Source organism: Streptomyces sp. NPDC037301, assembly GCF_055602785.1.
Map to the genome: position 1 here is coordinate 53,551 of NZ_JBVJWD010000021.1, position 19,597 is coordinate 73,147.

Here is a 19,597-nt window from a genome sequence, read left to right on the forward strand (position 1 = left end):
CTCCCCTCCCCCCCCCCCCCCCCCCCCCCCCCCCCCCCCCCCCCCCCCCCCCCCCCCTCCCCCCCCCCCCCCCCCCCCCCCCGCCCCCCCCCCCCTCCCGCCCCCCCCCCCCCCCACCGCGGTCAGCACACTGGCGTAGAGGCCCTCGCTGACCAGCAGGTAGACCAGCCCCACCAGCAGGGCGCCGGCCAGCACCAGCAGTCCGCCGTACAGCGCGGTGAGCCGGGCACGCTCGCTGCTCACCGGCCCTCCGTCGGCCGGTTCGCGGAGCCGTCGTCCGGCTGGTCCGCCGACCCGTTCACCGGTCCGGTCGCGTCGCCGCCCACCGGTCCGGTCGCGGAGCCGTGGTCCCCCGGCCCGTCGGCGAGGCCGTCCCCGATGCGGTAGCCGGCCCCCGGGACCGTCTCGATCACCGGAGGCGCGCCCAGTTTGGCGCGGAGTTTGGACAGGGTGACCCGGACCGCGTTGGTGCGGTAGCTGGTGTCCTCCTCCCACACCTCCTCGATCAGGTCGTCGCCGCTGACGACCGCGCCCTCGGCCCGCAGCAGGGTCTCCAGCACGGCGAACTCCTTGCGGGAGAGCGAGAGGTAGCGGCCGTCGCGGCAGACCTGGCGGCGGGCGGTGTCCAGCGTCAGCCCGGCCCGTTGAAGGACCGGCGGGAGAGCCGGGCGGGCACGGCGGCCGAGCGCCAGGACCCGGGCGAGGAGTTCGTCGTACGCGAACGGCTTGGTCAGGTAGTCGTCGGCGCCGAGCCCGAGGCCGGCCACCCGGTCCCGTACCGTCCCGGACGCGGTGAGCATCAGGATCCGGGTCAGCAGGCGCATACCGACGACGCGACGGCACACCTCGTCGCCGTGCAGCCCCGGCAGATCGCGGTCGAGGATCATCACGTCGTACGCGCCGAACCGAAGCCGGTCCAGCGCCGCCCAGCCGTCGGGGGCGATGTCCACCGCGACGGCGTCGCGGCGCAGCCCCTCGGCGATCATCCCGGCCAGGAATTCCTCGTCCTCCACCACCAGCACACGCATGGGTCCTGTGTAACCCAAAGCGACGTTTCGTCGGTGTAAACATCCGGGCTGAGAGAAACGAAACCGCGTCCTCGCGCACGCTCAAGCCGTTCGTACCCGGCCTGTCAGCAACGGACGAGGAGCCCTCATGAACCCGACCATTTCCCGCCGGACCACCTCCCGCGCACAAAGCCGCGGCGTCGCCGCCGCCTGCCTGATCGCCGCCGCCGTCGTCCTGTCGGCCACCGCTTGCTCGGGCGACGGCGGCGGAAGCGGAAGCGGAACCAAGAGCGGCGGATCGGCTTCGGACAACAAGAAGACGGAGGAGGACCAGGCCCTGGAGCACCGCAAGTGCCTGCGGGAGCAGGGTCTGGACGTCCCGGAGCCGAAGCCGGGCGAGAACAGCCACGGAATAACCGTCGACGGCGGCGGCAAGAGCCAGAAGGAGATGGAGAAGGCGTTCAAGGCCTGCCAGGACAAGGCGGTCGGCGGCGGGCCCAAGGAGCTCACCCAGGCCGAGAAGGACAAGGCGGTCGCCTTCGCCCGGTGCATGCGCAAGAACGGCTTCGACATGCCCGACCCGAAGTTCGACGGCGGGGCAATGCAGGCGGCGCCCGCGATGAAGCCGAAGGACATGAAGAAGTTCGAGAAGGCCAACGCGGCGTGCGAAAGCGTCGGGCGGTGAGGCGCGGACGGGCCATGGTGGCCGCTGCGGCGGTGCTCGCCGTGGCGGCCGGGTCACTGGCTCTCACCCAGTTCGGCTCCGCCGAGGAGACGGGCGGCCCGAAGAACACCGGGCTGCCCCCGGCCACCGCCGCGGTCGAGCGCGGCGACCTGCGCGACAGCGCCCAGGCGGACGGGACGCTCGGCTACGACAAGCAGCGCAAGGTCAACGCGGGCGCGGCGGGCACCATGACCTGGACCCCGCGCACCGGCTCGACCGTCAAGCGGAACGAGCGGCTGTACGAGGTCGACGGACGGGCGGTGTGGCTGATGTACGGCTCGGGACCGATGTACCGGACGCTGAAGCCGGGCGACCGGGGCCGGGACGTGGAGCAGCTGGAACGCAATCTCGCGGAACTCGGCTACACCGGCTTCACCCCGGACGACGAGTACACCGAGCTGACCGCGGCCGCCGTCAAACGCTGGCAGAAGTCCCACGACAGCAAGCGGACCGGAACGGTGGGGCCGCAGGACATCGCCTTCGCCCCGGCGGAGGTCCGGATCAAGAGCGTCGAGGCGGCCGTCGGCGAACTGGCCCAGCCCGGCGCTCCGGTCCTCACCACGACTGGCTCCGAGCGCATCGTGACGTTCGAGCTCGACGTCGCCGAGACCCAGCTCGCCAAGGCGGGCACCAAGGTCACCGTGGATCTGCCGGACGGCAGCAGCGCGGCCGGGTCGGTCTCCTCGGTCGGCCGGACGGCGAAGCCCGGCAAGGACCCGCAGGACAACAGCCCCAAGGTCACCCTGACCGTCTCCTTCGACAAACCGGACAAGGTCGGCGGCTTCGATCAGGCGCCGGTCACGGTGAACCTGACCGGCGAACTGCACAAGGACGTCCTCAGCGTCCCGGTGAACGCGCTGCTCGCGCTGCCCGGCGGCGGCTTCGGCCTCCAGGTCGTCCAGGGCGGCACGGTCCGCGACGTGAAGGTCGAGCTCGGCATGTTCGCCGAGGGCCGGGTCGAGGTGTCCGGCGGCGGGCTGCGCGAGGGCATGAAGGTCGGGGTGCCGAAGATATGAGCACGGTTGTCGGCCTCAGGGCCGTCACCAAGGAGTACCCGGGCCCGGTCGCCGCCCTGCGCGGGGTGGACCTCACCGTCGAGGAGGGCGAACTCCTAGGCATCGTCGGCCCGTCCGGCTCCGGCAAGTCCACGCTGCTGCACATCATCGGCACCCTGGACCGCCCCACCGCCGGGTCCGTCCACATCGCGGGGCACGACGTGGCGGCGCTCTCCGACCGCAGGCTCTCCGCGCTGCGTGCCCAGCACGTCGGCTTCGTCTTCCAGGCGTTCCACCTGGTGCCGGGCGTCAGCGCCCGCGACAACGTCGCGGAGGGCCTGCTGTACTCGGGCCTGTCCCGTGCCGTACGCCGCCGCAGGGCCGCCGAAGCGCTGGAGCGGGTCGGGCTCGCCGACCGCCTCGACCACAAGCCGCACCAGCTCTCCGGCGGACAGAAGCAGCGGGTCGCCATCGCGCGGGCCGTCGTGGGGGAACCCGCGCTGCTGCTGGCCGACGAACCGACCGGGGCACTCGACTCGACGTCCGGGGAAGCGGTGATGAAGCTGCTGCGCGACCTCAACCGGGAGGGCGCCACCATCGCGGTCATCACGCACGACACCGAGATCGCCCGGGACCTGCCGCGCGAGGTGCGGATCCGGGACGGCCAGGTGGTCGCGGACGTACGCAATCCGTCCGTGGACGTCCGCGATCCGTCCACGGGCATGCGCGATCCATCCACGGATGTGCGCGACGGCTCCGGCAACGGCCGCTCCCCCGCCGCGACGGGAGCGGACCAGTGAGGGCGCGGCGCGCGGACCGCGACACCGACGGCCGGGGCCGGGGGCGGCTGAAAGCGGCCCGGCTCGGCCCCCGGGACGTGCTGCACGTCGGCTCGGCGGGGCTGCGCAGCCGGCCGATGCGGGTCGTGCTCTCCGCCCTGGGCATCGCCATCGGTATCGCGACGATGATCTCGGTGGTGGGCATCTCCGCCTCCAGCCAGGCCCAGCTGCTCCGGGAGCTCGACAAGCTGGGCACCAACCTGCTCGTGGCCTCCCCCGGCGATTCGATGTTCGCCGGACAGGACGTCAAGCTGCCCGAGGACGCGATCGGAATGGTGGGCCGGATCAAGGGCGTCCAGGGGGTGGGAGCGACCGCCGACCTCGACGCGACCGCACGCCGCAACGAGAAGATCGACAAGGACGATACGGGCGGGATCACCGTCAAGGCGACCACCGGCGACCTGCTGCGGGTGCTGCGCGGCGAGGTCCGCAGCGGCAGCTGGCTCAACAACGCGACCGGACGCTACCCCTCCGTCGTGCTCGGCCATGTCTCCGCGGAACGTCTCGGCATCACCGCTCCGGGCCGGCAGGTGTGGATCGGCGACCGGTACTTCACCGTGGTCGGCATCCTCGCCCCGCTGCCCCTCGCCCCGGAGATCGAACGCTCCGCACTGGTCGGCTGGGAGGGTGCGAAGCGCCTGCTGGGCTTCGAGGGCCACCCGACGTCGGTGTACGAGCGCTCGGCCGACGCGGCGGTGCAGGACGTGCGCAAGGTCATGGCGGCGACGGTCGACCCGCAGAACCCGCAGAACGTGAAGGTCACCGACCCGTCGTCGGCGCTCCGGGCGAAGGCGGCGACCGAGGGGGCGTTCAGCAGCCTGCTGCTGGGCCTGGGCGGCATCGCGCTGCTCGTCGGCGGCGTCGGGGTCGCCAACACCATGATCATCTCGGTGCTGGAGCGGCGGTACGAGATCGGGCTGCGCCGCTCGCTCGGCGCGACCCGGGGCCAGATCCGCATCCAGTTCGTCACGGAGTCGCTGATGCTCTCCGGCCTCGGCGGCCTGGCGGGCGTGGCGCTCGGCGCGGCGGCGACCGGGGTGTACGCGTACTCCGGCGGGCTGCCCTGGGTGGTGCCGCCGTGGGCGGTCGGCGGCGGCTTCGGTGCGACGCTGGTGATCGGCACGATCGCGGGCCTCTACCCGGCGGTGCGGGCGTCCCGTCTCTCACCGACGCTGGCGCTGCACGCGGCGTGAGGACGGGCCCCGGCCGGGGCGGTGCCGGGCTCCGCGACGGGGCCCGGCACACCCCTGGCCGGACCGCGCCTCCTACGGCCGCTTCGTCACCTGCGCCAGGTCGACCGCCCCCGCGACCCGGGCCGCCACCGTCTCCGCGTACGCCGCGTCGGGGCGTTCGAAGGCCGTGCGGTGGGCGGAGCGCAGAAACGTCACCACGCCCAGCGTCCGCCCCCTGCTCCGCAGCACCGCGCACAGCGCGTGCACCGAATCCCCCGGCCACTGCCGTTCGGCCGCCCACACCCCGGCCCCGGGCCCCGCGCCCGCGCTGGCCCGTACCGACCCCGTACGGTCCACCGCCTGAAGAGCCGGGTGCCCCGGCGTGTACCGCAGCGGAATACCGCCGCCGGCCACCGGCAGGCACGGACCCGGCTCACCGGACGGGGTCGCCGCCACCCGCACCAGCCGCTCCCCCGCCACCAGGTCGACCAGCGCGTGGTCGGCGAAGCCCGCGAGCGCATAGTCCAGATAAGACGTCGCCGCCTCCATCGGGTCCTCGCACTCGGACGCCGACAGCGAAGCCCGGTGCAACTGATTCGAGCGGAACCGCACCCGGTCCGCCTCCTGCGCCGCCGGCTTCTCCGCGGTCACGTCCTGGAACAGCCAGCCGACCCCCAACGGAACCGGCTCCTCCGCGAGCGGCGACGCGAGCCGCAGAAAGCCGCTGCGCCAGCAGCGCCGCCGGTCCCCCTCCGCCGTCCGCAACGTCACCCACAGCTCGGCGGGCGCCGGTGGCGCGCCCTCGGCGAGTACGTGCTGCAGCGCGCCCTCCAGATCCTCGACGCCCTGCACGATCAACTCCCCCAGCGGGCGCCCCAGCAGCGTCGTACGACCGCCGCCCAGCGCCCGTGCCGCGTGCGCGTTGACGACCGTCGGACGCAGATCGGCATCCACGAGCACCACACCCCACGACGCGTCCTCGAACAGCGCCTCGCTCAGCGCGATCGACCGCTCCAGATCGATCTGCGCATGCACCTCCCCGAACGCGCAGTACACCCCGGCCGGCTTCCCGTCCGCACCCCGGACCCCCGCCGACTGCGTCCGCACGAGAACCCGTCCACCGTCCTTGCGCAGCAGCGCGAACTCATGCACCCGGCGACCGGTACCGTCCATGGCCGCCATCAGCCGCCCCTGCACCTCCCCCGCGTCCGCCCGCCGCACCGCCCACCCGGCAAACCCGGGCCGGCCCACGGCCTCCTCGGCGGACCAGCCCAGAATCCGCTCGGCCTCACGGTTCCAGTGGGTGATGGTGCCGTCCGCGTCGAACGCGCAGAGCGCCGCGTCCATCCCGTCGAGCAGCGCCGCGAGCAGCTCGGCCCCGGGCCCTGCCCTCGGACCCTCTTCGGGCCCGAGCGCGTCGGTCGTCCCACTGCTTGTGGACGCACTCATCCCGTACCCCCCGCAGGACGTATCCGGCATTACCGCACGTCAGACCATTGAACTCGAACGTGACCCAGCGCACACCGACTTCTCTGAAATCCACTCCCCTCCGGCGCGGAATCCGGCCGCTCAAGCCTCCGCAGATGTGCACGAGCACTGACGGCGCCCAGGACGTTCGGGGCGTGATCGGGCGACGACTGCGGATCTGTGAAGGCGAGGGGGCGCTGCGATTGCCGGGACGACACGTCGGGGTCCGGGACGAGCGTGGAGTGGAGTGGGGCGGTTGCCCGGCGTGGAGGTGTCAGACGATGACGGGGACGGCCTCGGCGCGGTTGGTGGCCCAGTTGGTGACGATGGGCTTGTCGACGTTGGCGGTGTCGGGGAGCTTGAGTTCGGCGGGGTTGGGATCGTCGTCGGTGGTGGCGATGATGACGTGCCCGAACTCCTTGCCGGCATTGCTGTTGGTGGTCTTGGGGCTGATACCGGTGTATGCGACGGCGGAGCCGGTGAGCTTGATGGGGTCTTCGCCCCCCTGTCCGACGGGGGAGGCGACGCCGTCGGCGCCGGAGCCGAAGGACACGCTGGGGGTGTTGATCTCCAGATAGCAGGTGATGCCGGACTTGGCCTTGGCGGTGACGAGGTAGTAGCCGCCGGCCTGGGACTCCGAGGTGACCGTGAAGTCCAGGTCGTTGGTGCCGCAGGACTGCCCGTAGCCGCCCTTCTTGCCGCCGGAGTCGCCGGCCTTGTCGGTGGAGCCGCTGGAACCGGAGCCACCTGTGGTGGAGCCGCTGGAACCGGAGCCGCCGGTGCCGGAGCCGCTGGTGGAGGGGCTGTCGCTGGAGGAGCTGTCGTTCCCGCCGCTGCCGGCGGAGGCGACGGCGGAGGGGGCCGTGGAGCTGCCGGCGTCCGCGACGTCGTCGGCGTCGCAGGCGGTGGTGGTGGCGGCGAGGGCCGTCACGGCCGCGGCGGCCAGGACGAGACGGGCGGAACGGGCGGCGAGACGCGAACGCATCATGATCTCCAGCGGGTGTCGGTTGCAGTGTTTCCTGCTGACACCGATGACACTAGGGCCGGGTCGATCCTGAAACGATCCTGTGAGTGTCCGGGTTCTGTCTCAGCAACTTCGGTTCCAGGAAACGGCGTTGGATTGCACCAACCCCAGCTCAAGGAGCATGTCCGGGACCGCGCGAGTCCGGGGCGCTGCGAGAGATCCAGCGGCTCCGGCAGCCGCAGCACCCGGGCCCCGGTGGCAACCCACCGGCCGTGCCGGGGTCCGGACCCGTGCCCGGGACGGTTCTCCCGCCAGGCGCAGGCGGTGCGCGGGGCCGGCCGACCACCTGAGCCGTCTTCACCAGCCGGGCGGCGTCGGTCAGCACGGCTTCGGCCTGGTCGTCACGGGAGGCGGGGCCTGCCCAAGACACACACGCTCGACGCCCTCTGCGTGGGGCAGCTCGACCATGCCCCGGTCTGAGCACGCCTGTGAGCCGCTGCACCGTGTCCCACGTGCGCCTGCGGCTGCTGCAGTGTGCCGACGGATACGCGTACAGCTACCAGCAGGAAGCCACCGAATAAATAGATTGAGACATTCTCCGAGGGTTCTTAGGCTGCTGCCAGCGAATGAAAGGAGGTGATCCGAAAAGTGCAGTCTTATCGGATTCGTGAGGTGGCTGCGGGCTGACAGCCCGTCGTCGCACACAGTGCACCTCGGCAGGCTGTCTGCCGAAACCCAAGCAGTCACCGACCCGCAGGCTCGCCGGTAAGTCCGGCCGGCTCCTCCGCAAGGAGGGACCAGAGCCTGCGGGTTTCTGCATGTCCGGAGTGGTTTTCTACGGGCACAGGCGCTCGACGCGCCACTTCTCGCCCTCGCGTACGTACCTCAGCCGGTCGTGCAGCCGGTTCTCGTGGCCCTGCCAGAACTCGATCGTGTCGGGGACCACGCGGAAACCGCCCCACTGAGGGGGCGCGGGGACGTGTTCGCCCTCGGGGTAGCGGGCGGCCAGTTCCTCGTAGCGTTCGATCAGCTCGTCGCGGGAGCCGATCACCGTCGACTGGGCGCTCGCCCAGGCGCCCAGCTGGGAGCCGTGCGGACGGGTGCGGAAGTAGGCGACCGTCTCTTCGCGGCCGATGCGGGCCGCCGTGCCGGTGACGATGACCTGGCGGGCCATCGGGTGCCAGGGGAAGAGCAGCGAGACGTACGGGTTGGCGGTCAGTTCGCGGCCCTTGCGGGATTCGTAGTTGGTGAAGAAGACGAAGCCGCGTTCGTCGTACTTCTTCAGCAGCACCGTGCGGGAGGACGGCCGGCCCTCGGGGGTGGCGGTGGAGACCACCATGGCGTTGGGCTCGTGGAGCACCCCGCCCACGGCTACCTGCCGGAACCAGTGGGCGAACTGCTGCATCGGGTCGGCAGGCAGCGTGTCCTCGGTGAAGGCGACGGAGCGGTACTGCTCGCGCATCGCGGCCGGATCGGTGGTGGAATCGGAGGGGGAGTCTGCGGTGGGCACGGGGTCATCCTGCCGCAGCCGCCGAGTCTGCCCGGCAAGGAGGGGCTTCAATCCGTCACCGGTGAATCGTGAAGCTGTGCCGGATGTCACGCTTCCCCGCGTCGTGGGAACCCGCCAATATCTTGGGGCAGGCCACTGTGGCCTCCGTACAGCCGCCGACCGAGGGAGCCGCCATGTCCGACTTCGTACCGGGACTAGAGGGAGTCATCGCGTTCGAGACGGAGATCGCCGAACCGGACAAGGAAGGCGGTTCGCTCCGTTACCGCGGTGTCGACATCGAGGACCTCGTCGGCCATGTGTCGTTCGGAAATGTCTGGGGTCTGCTGGTCGACGGGGCGTTCAAGCCGGGTCTGCCGCCGGCCGAGCCGTTCCCGATCCCGGTGCACTCCGGGGACATCCGGGTCGATGTGCAGTCCGCGCTGGCGATGCTCGCTCCCGTGTGGGGCCTGAAGCCGCTGCTCGACATCGACGAGGAGACGGCGCGCAACGATCTGGCGCGGGCCGCGGTGATGGCGTTGTCGTACGTCGCCCAGTCGGCGCGCGGGCAGGGGCTGCCGATGGTTCCGCAGAGCGAGATCGACAAGGCACAGTCCGTGGTCGAGCGGTTCATGATCCGCTGGCGCGGTGAGCCGGACCCCAAGCACGTCAAGGCCGTCGACGCGTACTGGACGTCGGCCGCCGAGCACGGCATGAACGCCTCCACGTTCACCGCCCGGGTCATCGCGTCGACCGGCGCCGATGTGGCGGCGGCGCTTTCGGGTGCGGTGGGTGCGATGTCGGGGCCGCTGCACGGTGGTGCGCCGTCCCGGGTCCTCGGCATGATCGAGGAGATCGAGCGGACCGGGGATGCCACCGCGTATGTGAAGAAGGCCCTGGACAAGGGTGAGCGGCTGATGGGCTTCGGACACCGGGTCTACCGGGCGGAGGACCCGCGGGCACGCGTGCTGCGGCGTACGGCGAAGGAGCTGGGCGCGCCGCGCTTCGAGGTGGCGCAGGCGCTGGAGAAGGCCGCGTTGGAGGAGTTGCACGCGCGTCGCCCGGACCGGGTGCTGGCGACGAACGTGGAGTTCTGGGCGGCGATCATGCTGGACTTCGCGGAGGTTCCGGCGCACATGTTCACGTCGATGTTCACGTGTGCGCGTACGGCGGGCTGGTCGGCGCACATTCTGGAGCAGAAGCGGACGGGGCGGCTGGTGCGGCCGTCGGCGAAGTATGTCGGGCCGGGGCCGCGTGATCCCCGGGAGATCGAGGGATACGAGCAGATCACGGATCTGGGGAACTGAATCCGTGGTGTGAGGTCCGGGGTCGGCCGGGGCGCCGGTCCCGGACTCAGCCGAGTGCCTCGTCCAGCAGTGCCGCCCACTGCGCCACGACCCGTCGGCGCCGGGCGGTGTCGTCGGTGAGTACGTTGGCCAGGCCCAGGCCGCGGGCCATGTCGAGGAGGCCCTGGACGGTTTCGCGTACGCCGGGCCTGGTTTCGTCGGCGGTGAGGAGTTCGACGGCGATGCGGTGGGTCTCGCGGCCGACGCGGGCTTCGAGTTCGGTGACGCGGGGGCGGAGTTGTTCCTCGTTGGACGCGGCGACCCAGAGCTGGAGTGCGGCGCGGAAGAGCGGGCCCGTGTAGAGGTCGACGAGGGCGGCGACGACGGCCGTGCGGCCCTGGACGGGCAGGGCGCGCAGGGCGGCGGAGCGTTCCTCGGCGACGTATTCGACGGCTGCGGTGAACAGGTGCTCGCGGGTCGGGAAGTGGTGCTGGGCGGCGCCGCGCGAGACGCCTGCGCGTTCGGCGACGACGGAGACGGTGGAGCCTGCCCAGCCGTGTTCGGCGAGGCAGGCGACCGCGGCTTCGAGGAGTCGCCGACGGGTGGCACGGCTGCGGTCCTGCTTGGGGGTCCTGTCGGTGGAGGGCGTCACAACAACCATGCTGGGTCCCGTCGTTCGAGGAAGGCCGTCATCCCTTCGCGTGCCTCGGCGGAAGCGAAGAGGGCCGCCGAGCGGGCGATGAGGTCTTCGGCATGCTGGTCGAAATTCTTCAGCACAGTAGCCGTGACCAGCTCCTTCGATGCTGCCAGCCCCTGCGGTGAGGCCTTGCGCAGTCCGTCCAGTACGGGTACGAGTGCCTTGTCGATGTCCTCGGCGGACCCGACTGCGATCGTGATCAGGGAGATGCGGGCCGCTTCGGTCGCGTCGAAGCGTTCGCCGGTGAGGTAGTAGCGGGCGGCGGCGCGCGGGTCGGTGCGGGGTAGCAGCGGCAGGGAGATGACGGCGGGGGCGAGGCCGAGCCGGGATTCGGTGAGGGCGAACGAGGCGTCGGGCCCGGCCGCGGAGATGTCGCAGGCGCCGAGCAGTCCGAGGCCGCCCGCCCGGACGTGTCCCGTGACCCGGGCGACGACGGGCTTGGGCAGTGCGACAATCTGCCGCATCAGGGCGACGAAGGCTGCCGGGTCGGGCGGTCCGGTGAGGTCGGCGCCCGCGCAGAACGTGTTGCCGGTGTGGGTGAGGACGACTGCTCGTACGGTGTCGTCGGCCGCGCACGCGTCCAGGGCGGTGGAGAGCTCGCCCACCAGCCGTGCGGAGAGTGCGTTGCGGTTGGCCGGTGAGTCGAGGGTGAGAGTGGTGATGCCCCGGTCGTGGGTGGGGGCGGCGAGCGACGACATGCGGTTCGGCTCCTTGTCCTGGGGGCCAGTTACCCCGAGGGCGGTGCCCGGGGTCCCGCCGAGCGTGACAGCGGAACCCGGAACAATCAAGCACGCTTGCATGATTCTGTGTCCACGAAACCAGGACGTGGTATCCGGTGTCGCAGTCGGCTCAACGCACCGCCGGGCAGGGACAGATGCCCTCGCACGTGGCCGACGGCCGCTCCTCTCGCGCGCCGCCCCAGTCGGCGTGGTCAACCTCGCCGTGGCCCTGTGGCCGGCCTCCCAGAAGTAACCCCGCGCCGCTCCCGCGTGCGGAGCGGGTGATTTCGTGCGTCCGCGCTACTCCTTGCCCTCGCCCAGGGCGGTGCGCAGCCAGTCAATGGTCCCCTGCGACAGCAGCTCGTCGGCCAGCCGGTTCGCGGTCTCGGTGACGAGCCGCCCACGGCTGTTGTCGATCCACCGCTGAGCGTTCCCGTAGCCCTGCGCCTTGTACTCTATGCCCTGGAGCAGGCACTCCAGCTTGTCCGCGTCGCGGGCGCAGATCGCTTCCGGTGATTCCTTGGCTTCGTACTCCGCAATCAGGTCACGGACCTCCAAGGCCAGGACCTCGGGCATGCCCGCCGTCTGATCGGCGGTAACTTCCTGTGGATCGCTGGCGGGCGCGTACTTCTTCCCGAGGTGGTTCACGTCCCCGGTCCGGCTCTCCTGCGTGTCGTGCCACACCGCAAGGCAGGCGGCTCGGGCAGGGTCGGCCCCCTCCAGCTTCGCGATGATCGTGGCGATCAGCGACGTGCGCCATGAGTGCTCGGCGACGCTCTCGGGGTCGCGTACCCCAGCCATCCACCAGCCGGTGCGCCGCGTCTGCTTGAGCGTGCCCGCCTCGTACAGGAAGCGGCCCACTGCGGACAGGTCGTCAGCCACGACCCTCTCCTCTCACGCCTCGGCGAGGCGGATTGCGTACCGGATGCCCTCCAGCTCCCGGCGCGCTCGCGCCGACAGCTCCCGGCTATCCAACATGACGGGGAGGGACACGCGTAGCTCGTTCCCGATCGGGGTTCCGGGGCGCAGCAAATTCGGGCGGGCGGCGATCAAGGCCGACAGGGTGTGGACCTGATCTCGAAGCCCATTGCGCCCCTTGAGCCGGGGTGTTGCGACGAGCGCTAGAACCCAGGCATCGCGCGAGAAGGGGGCGGTTTACAGATCGTTTCAGAATAGGGATGGAGCGGCGGTCACTCGTCGTCGAGTCGCTGAAGAATCTGCGTGAAGTCACCGGCGTCGAGCAGGCCGGCAAGTACCTGGGTCATGTTGTCGATGCCGGGATCCCGGACTATCAGTCCGTCAGAACACCAGAAGTAGCGGCCGCCCAACTCCTCGCCTGTTTGAGACCATCTCTTCATCAGGCGCTCGATCTCGGCGAGAGTGAACACGGTCGCGCTCCAGCGGGAGCCGTCCGCTGCCAGCCGTACCTCTACGTCGACGTTGCAGACGGCATCCAGATCCTCGCCAGTGCTGGGCAAGAATGACGCCTCGAACCGATCTGTGCGGACGCGGTACCAGGGTTCATCCCAACCCTGTCCAGGGGCTTCGGTCCCTGCGTTGGTCATTCGGGGAGTATGTCGATCCGCTTCGGAGTGCTCAACCGGGTTTTCTGGCGAGCTGCAGTCTCGTGACCGTGAACCTTGTCCCCGACGATCTCTGGGACCGTATAGCCCCGCTATTGCCGGTGCGCCCACGGCGGCACCGCCATCCCGGACGGCTCCCGGTGCCGGACCAGGTCGCACTAGCGGGCGTCGTCTGCGTCCTGCGCAAGGGCGTGGCCTGGCGCGACGTACCAAGCGAAGTCGTGGGCTGCTCCGGGGTGACAGCCTGGCGCCGTCTGCGGGACTGGACCGAGGCCGGAGTCTGGCCCCGCCTGCACGCCGCCCTGCTGACCGAAATGCGTCGCGCCGGCCTGCTGGAACTGGACGACTGCGCTGTGGACGGATCGCACGTCCGAGCCCTCAAAGGGGGGACCATGTTGGCCCGTCGCCGGTCGACCGCGCCCGTCCCGGCTCCAAGCACCATCTGATTGTCGACCGCCACGGGACCCCGCTCGCAGTCACGCTCACCGGCGGGAACCGCCACGACGTCACCCGCCTCCTGCCCTTGTTGGACGCGGTCCCACCGATCCGAGGACGGCGGGGACGTCCCCGTACCAAGCCGCGGCGCTTGTACGCCGACCGGGGCTACGACTTCGACAAGTACCGCCGTCTGTGGTGGAAGCGCGGCATCAAGCCGATGATCGCCCACCGTGGTGTCGCTCACGGCTCTGGTCTCGGCAAGGTGCGCTGGGTGGTAGAGCGCGCCTTCGCCTGGCTGCACCAGTTCAAACGCCTGCGCATCCGCTACGAGCGCCGAGCCGACCTCCACCAGAGTCTGCTCGAACTTGCCTGCTCGATCACCGCCCTGCGAAGGCTACGGAAAGCCCAGTGAATCGTGCATGCGCGTATCCCTCTTCCTCCGTGCGCGGCATAGTGTGATCAACATGATCGGACGCCTGTTCTCTCTCGTCATTGACTGTCCTGCCCCATCTGAGCTCGCGAGCTTCTACGAGAGCCTGCTGTCGCTGCCGCGGGTGGAGGACTCGTCTGACTATGTGGTGCTCGCGAACACGACGGGCACGGAGATCGTGACCTTTCAGCGTGTCGGCGGTTTTCGGCCGCCCCAGTGGCCCGATCCCGATCATCCGGCCCAGATGCATGTTGATGTGATGGTCGATGACCTGGATGTGGCAGAGGCGAAGGTACTCGCACTGGGCGCCACGTTGCTTGAAGGATCGGACAAGCCAATCGGCTACCGCGTGTACGCCGACCCAGTTGGACACCCCTTCTGCCTCCTCACACGCGAAAGTGTGACGCCCAGCAAGTAGCAGCGGCGACCACGCGGCCTCCGGCCGCCGCACACGGGCCAGAGGCTGATTCTGAAACGATCTGTTAGTCATTTCTGGACCGGCACTCGACGCGATAGCTACGGACACGCGGACTCCGACGGCGTACCGTCGGCGACGTGAGTGAGCACCTTGGCGATACGCTGCGCCGCCTCCGGCGACTGTCCGGCCTGACACAAGAAGCTCTTGCCGGGCGGGCGGGAGTGTCGGCTGATGTCGTGCGGCACCTTGAGCAGAAACGTAAACACTCCGCTCGGCTGCCCACCCTTCATGCGCTCTCGAAGGGGCTCGGGGTAGAGCTCACGTCCCTCCTCGGTGATCCTCCGGGGGTGCCATCGACGGGGGAGACCGATCCACCACAACTCGTCGCCGTACGACGGGCGATCATGCCTCCGCTGTTCGCTCCGCCAACGGAGCCGACCGACGCGGCGTCGCTGTCTCTCTCGGCGGTCCGCGCGGAGATCGCAGACGCATGGACGCTTTACCACGGCGCCGAGTTCGGACGGCTGATGGATCTACTCCCTGGGATCATCGCGGATGCTCGGCTTGTCTCGTCTGTGGGGACGGCCGACGAGCGAGCAGCCGGGCAAGCGGCACTCGGCAAAGCACTGCAACTTGGCGGCCACCTGGCCATCCGGCTAGGGAAGACGGATCTGGCTCTTTCCAGCCTGGAACGCGCAATAGCAGCTGCGGGCGCCTCATCGGATCCCCTGCTGGCCCCTATGGTCTCGAACTCCGTCGCATGGGCGTACCAGCGTCAGAATCGGCTCGATGACGCTACCCATCTCGCAATCCACGCAGCCGACGGTGTGGAGCGGGAACACGCCACCAACGCATCGGGCGTACGCGTCTGGGGTGGGCTTCTGATGTCGGCCGCGACGAGCTACGCGCGGAGCGGAGACTACGACCGGGCCGACGAAATGATGCGGGTGTCCGAAGCGGCTGCGGGTCGTCTCATCAAGCTTCCATCCCCGGAGGACAGCCGCTTGGTATCGGTCTTCAGCCGGTCGTCAGTCCGTATTGAGCGTGTCCGACTCGCAGTTCAGTACGGGCGTCCGGAAGAGGCATTGGCCCTCGCCAAGGGAATGCGGCTGTCGACGGACACCCCGCCGTCGTGGCGCACATGGCTGCTACTGGACGTCGCACGGGCCCACACGGACACCGGGAATACCGAAGGTGCCTTGAAGGCGCTGGAGAGCCTGCGTCGTGTCGCTCCGACGTGGATGCGGCACCACACGCTCGCCGTCGCCATCGTGCAAGACCTCCTGGCGCTCCCTCGCCCTCCGGCGGGCCTTCGAAAGATCGCTGACTTCCTCGGTATCGCTGGCTAACGTCGCGAAACTAGGACGTGGCATCCCTGGAGCCGCCGCCGTGCCGGCGAAAGGCTGGACCCTCCCACGGCGGACAAGAGGGATGGGCCGAATGTCCATGACGCTCAAGGTGTACGAGGTCGACCGGCAGGGCCGGACGCGTGTCGTCCGGCCGAAAGCTGAAGTCACCCCGCTCAAGAACCCACCCCAGACCTCCGCGTACCCGGCCTGCGAGTGTGACCGGTGTACCGCAGGCACGGATCGGAAGGCCTTGGGGGTGCCGTGCTCGGCCCGATGACACCCGATGAGCCCTCACCGGTCAAGGGTTGTGATGTCTGCGGTGCGCTGGATCGTCAGCGGGCGGCGGCGCGGCAGGTGCGGGACATGTCGAAGGTGACGGACTGTAACGTCGAGCTGCGGCGACACCCGCACAGGAAGCCGCCGGGGGAGCGATGAGATCAGTGTTGAAGTACGTCATGCACAAGATCGCGACGGCACCACGGAGCGAAGTGACGATGTCCGCCGGCTGTTTGAAACCCGGATGCGGCTGGACGCTGGCGGAGACGGCCGACATCGACGCGGCCAATCAGGCGTGCATGACACACACGGGCCGGAACGGCGATCACGTCTTGTTCGCCAGGGAATGGTCGGACGTGGCGGTTGTGCGTCGGCTCGGTGCCGAGTGAGCGCGCGTACGGCGGTGACCCCTGCTGGGTTCAATGCCTGGGTGGTGACGGTCGCGTTGTTGGTTGGCGGCTACATTCACGCCCCGTAACTCAAAGCCCCGCTCAGGTGGCTCGCTGGGAACTTCCATACACCTGAGCGGGTCAGTAACTCGCCCCCTCACGCTGGTATTCGTCGAGTTGCCGATAGGTGAGGACGGAGCCGTCGTCCGTGTCGTCGATCAGAGCGACCGCGTGGAGAGACAGAATGTCCTGCGTCAGTACGACCTGGGGAGGCCCAGGGACTGGTGGGACACGTAGTTCAGGATCATTTCCCGGCTGACGGGTGCGATCCGGGCGACGCGGGACGCCGTGATCAGGGATGCGAGGCCGTACTCGCGGGTGAGGCCGTTGCCGCCGAGGGTGTGCACGGCCTGGTCGACGGCTTTGACGCAGGCTTCGCCGGCCGCGTATTTCGCCATGTTGGCGGCCTCGCCGGCACCGATGTCGTCGCCGTCGTCGTACAGCCGGGCGGCCTTCTGCATCATCAGCCGGGCCAGTTCCAGTTCGATGTGGGCCTGGGCGAGGGGGTGGGCGATGGCCTGGTGGGAGCCGATGGGTTCTTTCCACACCTGGCGGGTCTTCGCGTACTCGACGGCGCGGGCGATTGCGTAACGGCCCATGCCGATGCCGAATGCCGCGGTCATGATGCGTTCGGGGTTGAGCCCGGCGAAGAGCTGGAGCAGTCCGGCGTCCTCATCGCCGACAAGGGCGTCGGCGGGCAGCCGTACGTCGTCGAGGACCAGCTCGAACTGCTTCTCCGGGGCCTGGAGTTCCATGTCGATCTGCGAGCGCCGGAAGCCGGGTGCGTCGCGCGGGACGATGAAGAGGCAGGGCTTGAGCCTGCCGGACCTGGCGTCCTCGGTGCGGCCGACGATGAGGGTGGCGTCGGCGATGTCGACGCCGGAGACGAAGACCTTGCGTCCGGTGAGCAGCCAGTCCTCGCCGTCCTTGCGGGCGGTGGTGGTGATGCGGTGGGAGTTGGAGCCCGCGTCGGGTTCGGTGATGCCGAAGGCCATGGTGAGGCTGCCGTCGGCAAGGCCGGGGAGCCACTGCCGCTTCTGGGTTTCGGTGCCGAAGCGGGCGATGACGGTGCCGCAGATGGCCGGGGAGACGACCATCATGAGCAGCGGACTGCCGGCCGCGCCCAACTCCTCCAGGACTATGGAGAGTTCGGCCATTCCGCTGCCTCCGCCGCCGTACTCCTCGGGGAGGTTCACGCCGAGGTAGCCGAGTTTGGCGGCTTCGGTCCACAGTTCGCGCGGGTGGGCTCCGTCGCGTACGACGGAGGTCATGTAGTCCCGCCCGTAGCGCTTTCCGAGGGCGGCGACGGCTGCGCGCAGGGCCTGGTGCTCTTCGGTTTCGAGGACGGTGCTCATTCGTTCTCCTCAGGGTCTGCGGGTTCGGTGACGACGGCGAGCAGGGCGCCGACCTCCACCTGGAGGCCGGGGGCGGCGTGCAGTGCGGTGAGGGTGCCGGAGGCGGGGGCGAGGATGCGGTGCTCCATCTTCATCGCCTCCAGCCAGATCAGCGGCTGCCCGGCTTCGACCGTCGCCCCGGCCCCGAGCCCGTCCGCGATGCGGACGACGGTGCCGGGCATGGGGGCGAGCAGGGAGCCGGGTGCGGTCCGGTCGGTGGGGTCGGTGAAGCGGGGCAGGGCGGTGAAGGTGTACGAGCCGGTGGTGGTGTCCACGTACACCTTGTCCTGGTGGACGGTGATGGCGAAGTGGCGGGTGACGGAGCCGGCTTCGAGGGTGACGTGGTCGGGGCGGGCGGCGATGACCCGTTCTCCGGTTTCGGGGACGGGGCCGGTGCGTGTGGTGCGGTAGGCGGCCTGGTGTTCGGTGCCGTCGGGTTCGGCGCGGTAGCGCTTTACCTGGGGTTGCGAGGAGATGTTGCGCCAGGCGCCGAAGCGGGCGGGGCCGGGGCCGTGGTGCCGGGTGGCGGCGTCGGCGAGGGCGGCGGCCAGGGCGGCGGTGCGGTGGTCCGCTTCGTCCGGGGCGGGGGTGAGGGCGTCCAGGTGGCGGTCGTAGAAGCCGGTGTCGAGGCGGCCGGCGCGGAAGTCGGGGTGGCGCAGCGACCGTACGAGCAGGTCGCGGTTGGTGACCGGGCCGTGGATACGGGCGCGTTCCAGGGCGCGGGCGAGGAGACGTACGGCTTCGCCCCGGGTGGGGGCGTGGGCGATGACCTTGGCGAGCATCGGGTCGTAGTGCACGCCGATGGTGTCGCCGCCGGTGTATCCGGTGTCCAGGCGCAGTCCGGGTTCGTCCGGCACTTCCAGTGTGTGCAGTGCTCCGGTCTGCGGCTGCCAGTCGCGGGCGGGGTCCTCGGCGTAGAGGCGGGCCTCGACGGCGTGCCCCTGTGGTTCGGGGGGTGCGGTGGCGGGCAGCGGTTCGCCTTCCGCGATGCGCAGTTGCAGGGCGACGAGGTCGAGCCCGAAGACGGCTTCGGTGACAGGGTGTTCGACCTGGAGGCGGGTGTTCATCTCCAGGAAGTACGGCCGTCCGTCGGCCGTGAGGAGGAACTCGACGGTGCCCGCGCCCCGGTAGCCGACGGCGCGGGCGGCGGCCACGGCGGCATCGTGCAGCCGGGTCCGCAGCGCGTCGTCGAGACCGGGTGCGGGGGCCTCCTCGACGACCTTCTGGTGGCGTCGCTGGAGCGAGCAGTCCCGGGTGCCGAGCACCCAGACCCCGCCGTGCTCGTCGGCCAGGACCTGGACCTCGACGTGCCGGCCGCGCTCCACGTACGGCTCCGCGAAGACCTCGCCGTCCCCGAAGGCGGCAGCGGCCTCGGCGGAGGCGGCCATCAACTCGCCCGGCAGATCGGTCAGTTCGCGTACGATCCGCATGCCGCGTCCGCCGCCGCCCGCCGCCGCCTTCAGCAGCAGCGGAAGGTCGTCGGCGGTGACCTTCTCCGTGTCGACGGGCGCGAGCAGTGGCACCCCGGCGGCGGCCATCAGTTCCTTGGCGCGGGTCTTGGACGCCATCAGCTCGATGGCCTTGACCGGCGGCCCCACCCAGACGAGACCGGCGTCCTGCACGGCCCCGGCGAATCCGGCGTTCTCGGAGAGGAAGCCGTACCCGGGGTGGACGGCGTCGGCGCCCGCCGCGAGCGCGGCGCGTACGACGAGATCGCCGCGCAGATAGGTGTCGGACGGGGCGGCGCCCGGCAGCCGTACGGCGGTGTCCGCCTCCCGTACGTGAGGTGCGTCGGCGTCCGCGTCGGAGTACACGGCGACGGTGGCGATGCCCAGCGCACGGCACGTGCGGAAGATCCGGCAGGCGATCTCGCCCCGGTTGGCAACGAGCAGTGTGGAGATCAT

19 protein-coding genes and 1 pseudogene are annotated in these 19,597 nt (G+C 70.3%); 9 read left to right on the top strand and 11 right to left on the bottom strand.

Annotation, left to right across the window (positions count from 1 at the left end; translation table 11 throughout):
* Positions 1-239 precede the first annotated feature (239 nt).
* Positions 240-1,028 (bottom strand): response regulator transcription factor, encoded by a 789-nt coding sequence (locus tag ACZ7IB_RS29020; RefSeq protein WP_470916750.1) that lies wholly within the window; start codon positions 1,026-1,028, stop codon positions 240-242.
* A 127-nt stretch (positions 1,029-1,155) separates the two neighbouring features.
* Here ACZ7IB_RS29020 and ACZ7IB_RS29025 point away from each other — a divergent pair, with 127 nt between their 5' ends.
* From ACZ7IB_RS29025 to ACZ7IB_RS29040, 4 genes are read left to right on the top strand one after another with little or no spacing between them, the layout of a single operon-like run.
* On the top strand, positions 1,156-1,692 hold the full coding sequence (locus ACZ7IB_RS29025) for a hypothetical protein (RefSeq protein WP_470916751.1): 537 nt from the start codon (positions 1,156-1,158) through the stop codon (positions 1,690-1,692).
* Positions 1,693-1,706: 14 nt separating this feature from the next.
* Positions 1,707-2,747, top strand: coding sequence for a peptidoglycan-binding protein (locus ACZ7IB_RS29030; RefSeq protein WP_470916827.1), 1,041 nt, complete (start codon positions 1,707-1,709; stop codon positions 2,745-2,747).
* Positions 2,744-3,526 (top strand): ABC transporter ATP-binding protein, encoded by a 783-nt coding sequence (locus ACZ7IB_RS29035; protein ID WP_470916752.1) that lies wholly within the window; start codon positions 2,744-2,746, stop codon positions 3,524-3,526. Before ACZ7IB_RS29030 ends, ACZ7IB_RS29035 begins: the two co-directional genes overlap by 4 nt.
* Positions 3,523-4,758, top strand: coding sequence for an ABC transporter permease (locus tag ACZ7IB_RS29040; RefSeq protein WP_470916753.1), 1,236 nt, complete (start codon positions 3,523-3,525; stop codon positions 4,756-4,758). Before ACZ7IB_RS29035 ends, ACZ7IB_RS29040 begins: the two co-directional genes overlap by 4 nt.
* 72 nt (positions 4,759-4,830) lie before the next feature.
* On the opposite strand, the gene ACZ7IB_RS29045 is transcribed toward ACZ7IB_RS29040, so the two are convergent.
* From ACZ7IB_RS29045 to pdxH, 3 genes are all read right to left on the bottom strand, one after another.
* A complete protein-coding gene (locus tag ACZ7IB_RS29045) occupies positions 4,831-6,186 on the bottom strand; it encodes a PAS domain-containing protein (RefSeq protein WP_470916754.1) in 1,356 nt (451 codons plus the stop codon).
* A gap of 292 nt (positions 6,187-6,478) precedes the next feature.
* Positions 6,479-7,189: a DUF4232 domain-containing protein gene (locus tag ACZ7IB_RS29050; RefSeq protein ID WP_470916828.1), complete on the bottom strand. Its 711-nt coding sequence runs from the start codon at positions 7,187-7,189 to the stop codon at positions 6,479-6,481.
* A gap of 814 nt (positions 7,190-8,003) precedes the next feature.
* A complete protein-coding gene (gene pdxH / locus ACZ7IB_RS29055) occupies positions 8,004-8,630 on the bottom strand; it encodes a pyridoxamine 5'-phosphate oxidase (RefSeq protein ID WP_470916829.1) in 627 nt (208 codons plus the stop codon).
* A 221-nt stretch (positions 8,631-8,851) separates the two neighbouring features.
* On the opposite strand from pdxH, the gene ACZ7IB_RS29060 reads away from it, so the two are divergent.
* Positions 8,852-9,961: a citrate synthase 2 gene (locus ACZ7IB_RS29060; protein ID WP_470916755.1), complete on the top strand. Its 1,110-nt coding sequence runs from the start codon at positions 8,852-8,854 to the stop codon at positions 9,959-9,961.
* 46 nt (positions 9,962-10,007) lie between these two features.
* Here the strand turns inward: ACZ7IB_RS29060 and ACZ7IB_RS29065 are convergent, their stop codons facing one another.
* The 5 genes and pseudogenes from ACZ7IB_RS29065 to ACZ7IB_RS29085 all read right to left on the bottom strand — a co-directional run bounded on the left by ACZ7IB_RS29065 (position 10,008) and on the right by ACZ7IB_RS29085 (position 12,921).
* The gene (locus tag ACZ7IB_RS29065; RefSeq protein WP_470916756.1) at positions 10,008-10,601 is read right to left on the bottom strand and encodes a TetR/AcrR family transcriptional regulator; all 594 of its coding nucleotides are present in this window, start codon (positions 10,599-10,601) and stop codon (positions 10,008-10,010) included.
* Positions 10,589-11,335 (bottom strand): enoyl-CoA hydratase family protein, encoded by a 747-nt coding sequence (locus tag ACZ7IB_RS29070; protein WP_470916757.1) that lies wholly within the window; start codon positions 11,333-11,335, stop codon positions 10,589-10,591. The genes ACZ7IB_RS29065 and ACZ7IB_RS29070 overlap by 13 nt, the downstream gene beginning before the upstream one ends.
* 321 nt (positions 11,336-11,656) lie before the next feature.
* The gene (locus tag ACZ7IB_RS29075) at positions 11,657-12,238 is read right to left on the bottom strand and encodes an HD domain-containing protein (protein ID WP_266358997.1); all 582 of its coding nucleotides are present in this window, start codon (positions 12,236-12,238) and stop codon (positions 11,657-11,659) included.
* A gap of 12 nt (positions 12,239-12,250) precedes the next feature.
* Positions 12,251-12,427 (bottom strand): annotated as a pseudogene (locus ACZ7IB_RS29080) (transcriptional regulator); the annotation flags it as partial.
* A 119-nt stretch (positions 12,428-12,546) separates the two neighbouring features.
* Positions 12,547-12,921 (bottom strand): hypothetical protein, encoded by a 375-nt coding sequence (locus ACZ7IB_RS29085; RefSeq protein WP_266358999.1) that lies wholly within the window; start codon positions 12,919-12,921, stop codon positions 12,547-12,549.
* A 62-nt stretch (positions 12,922-12,983) separates the two neighbouring features.
* Here ACZ7IB_RS29085 and ACZ7IB_RS29090 point away from each other — a divergent pair.
* The 4 genes from ACZ7IB_RS29090 to ACZ7IB_RS29105 all read left to right on the top strand — a co-directional run bounded on the left by ACZ7IB_RS29090 (position 12,984) and on the right by ACZ7IB_RS29105 (position 16,239).
* A protein-coding gene (locus ACZ7IB_RS29090) for an IS5 family transposase (protein ID WP_266359000.1) occupies positions 12,984-13,789 on the top strand; the annotation gives its coding sequence in 2 pieces (ribosomal slippage) (positions 12,984-13,320 and positions 13,320-13,789; 807 coding nt in all).
* A gap of 52 nt (positions 13,790-13,841) precedes the next feature.
* Positions 13,842-14,225: a VOC family protein gene (locus ACZ7IB_RS29095; protein ID WP_266359002.1), complete on the top strand. Its 384-nt coding sequence runs from the start codon at positions 13,842-13,844 to the stop codon at positions 14,223-14,225.
* 137 nt (positions 14,226-14,362) lie between these two features.
* Entirely contained in the window at positions 14,363-15,574 is a 1,212-nt protein-coding gene (locus ACZ7IB_RS29100; RefSeq protein WP_266359004.1) for a helix-turn-helix domain-containing protein, read from the top strand.
* Positions 15,575-16,005: 431 nt separating this feature from the next.
* Positions 16,006-16,239, top strand: coding sequence for a DUF7848 domain-containing protein (locus ACZ7IB_RS29105; RefSeq protein ID WP_470916758.1), 234 nt, complete (start codon positions 16,006-16,008; stop codon positions 16,237-16,239).
* Positions 16,240-16,493: 254 nt separating this feature from the next.
* On the opposite strand, the gene ACZ7IB_RS29110 is transcribed toward ACZ7IB_RS29105, so the two are convergent.
* Both ACZ7IB_RS29110 and ACZ7IB_RS29115 read right to left on the bottom strand, forming a co-directional pair.
* The gene (locus tag ACZ7IB_RS29110) at positions 16,494-17,654 is read right to left on the bottom strand and encodes an acyl-CoA dehydrogenase family protein (protein ID WP_470916759.1); all 1,161 of its coding nucleotides are present in this window, start codon (positions 17,652-17,654) and stop codon (positions 16,494-16,496) included.
* Complete coding sequence (locus tag ACZ7IB_RS29115; RefSeq protein WP_470916760.1) at positions 17,651-19,597, bottom strand: acetyl/propionyl/methylcrotonyl-CoA carboxylase subunit alpha; 1,947 nt, start codon at positions 19,595-19,597, stop codon at positions 17,651-17,653. Before ACZ7IB_RS29115 ends, ACZ7IB_RS29110 begins: the two co-directional genes overlap by 4 nt.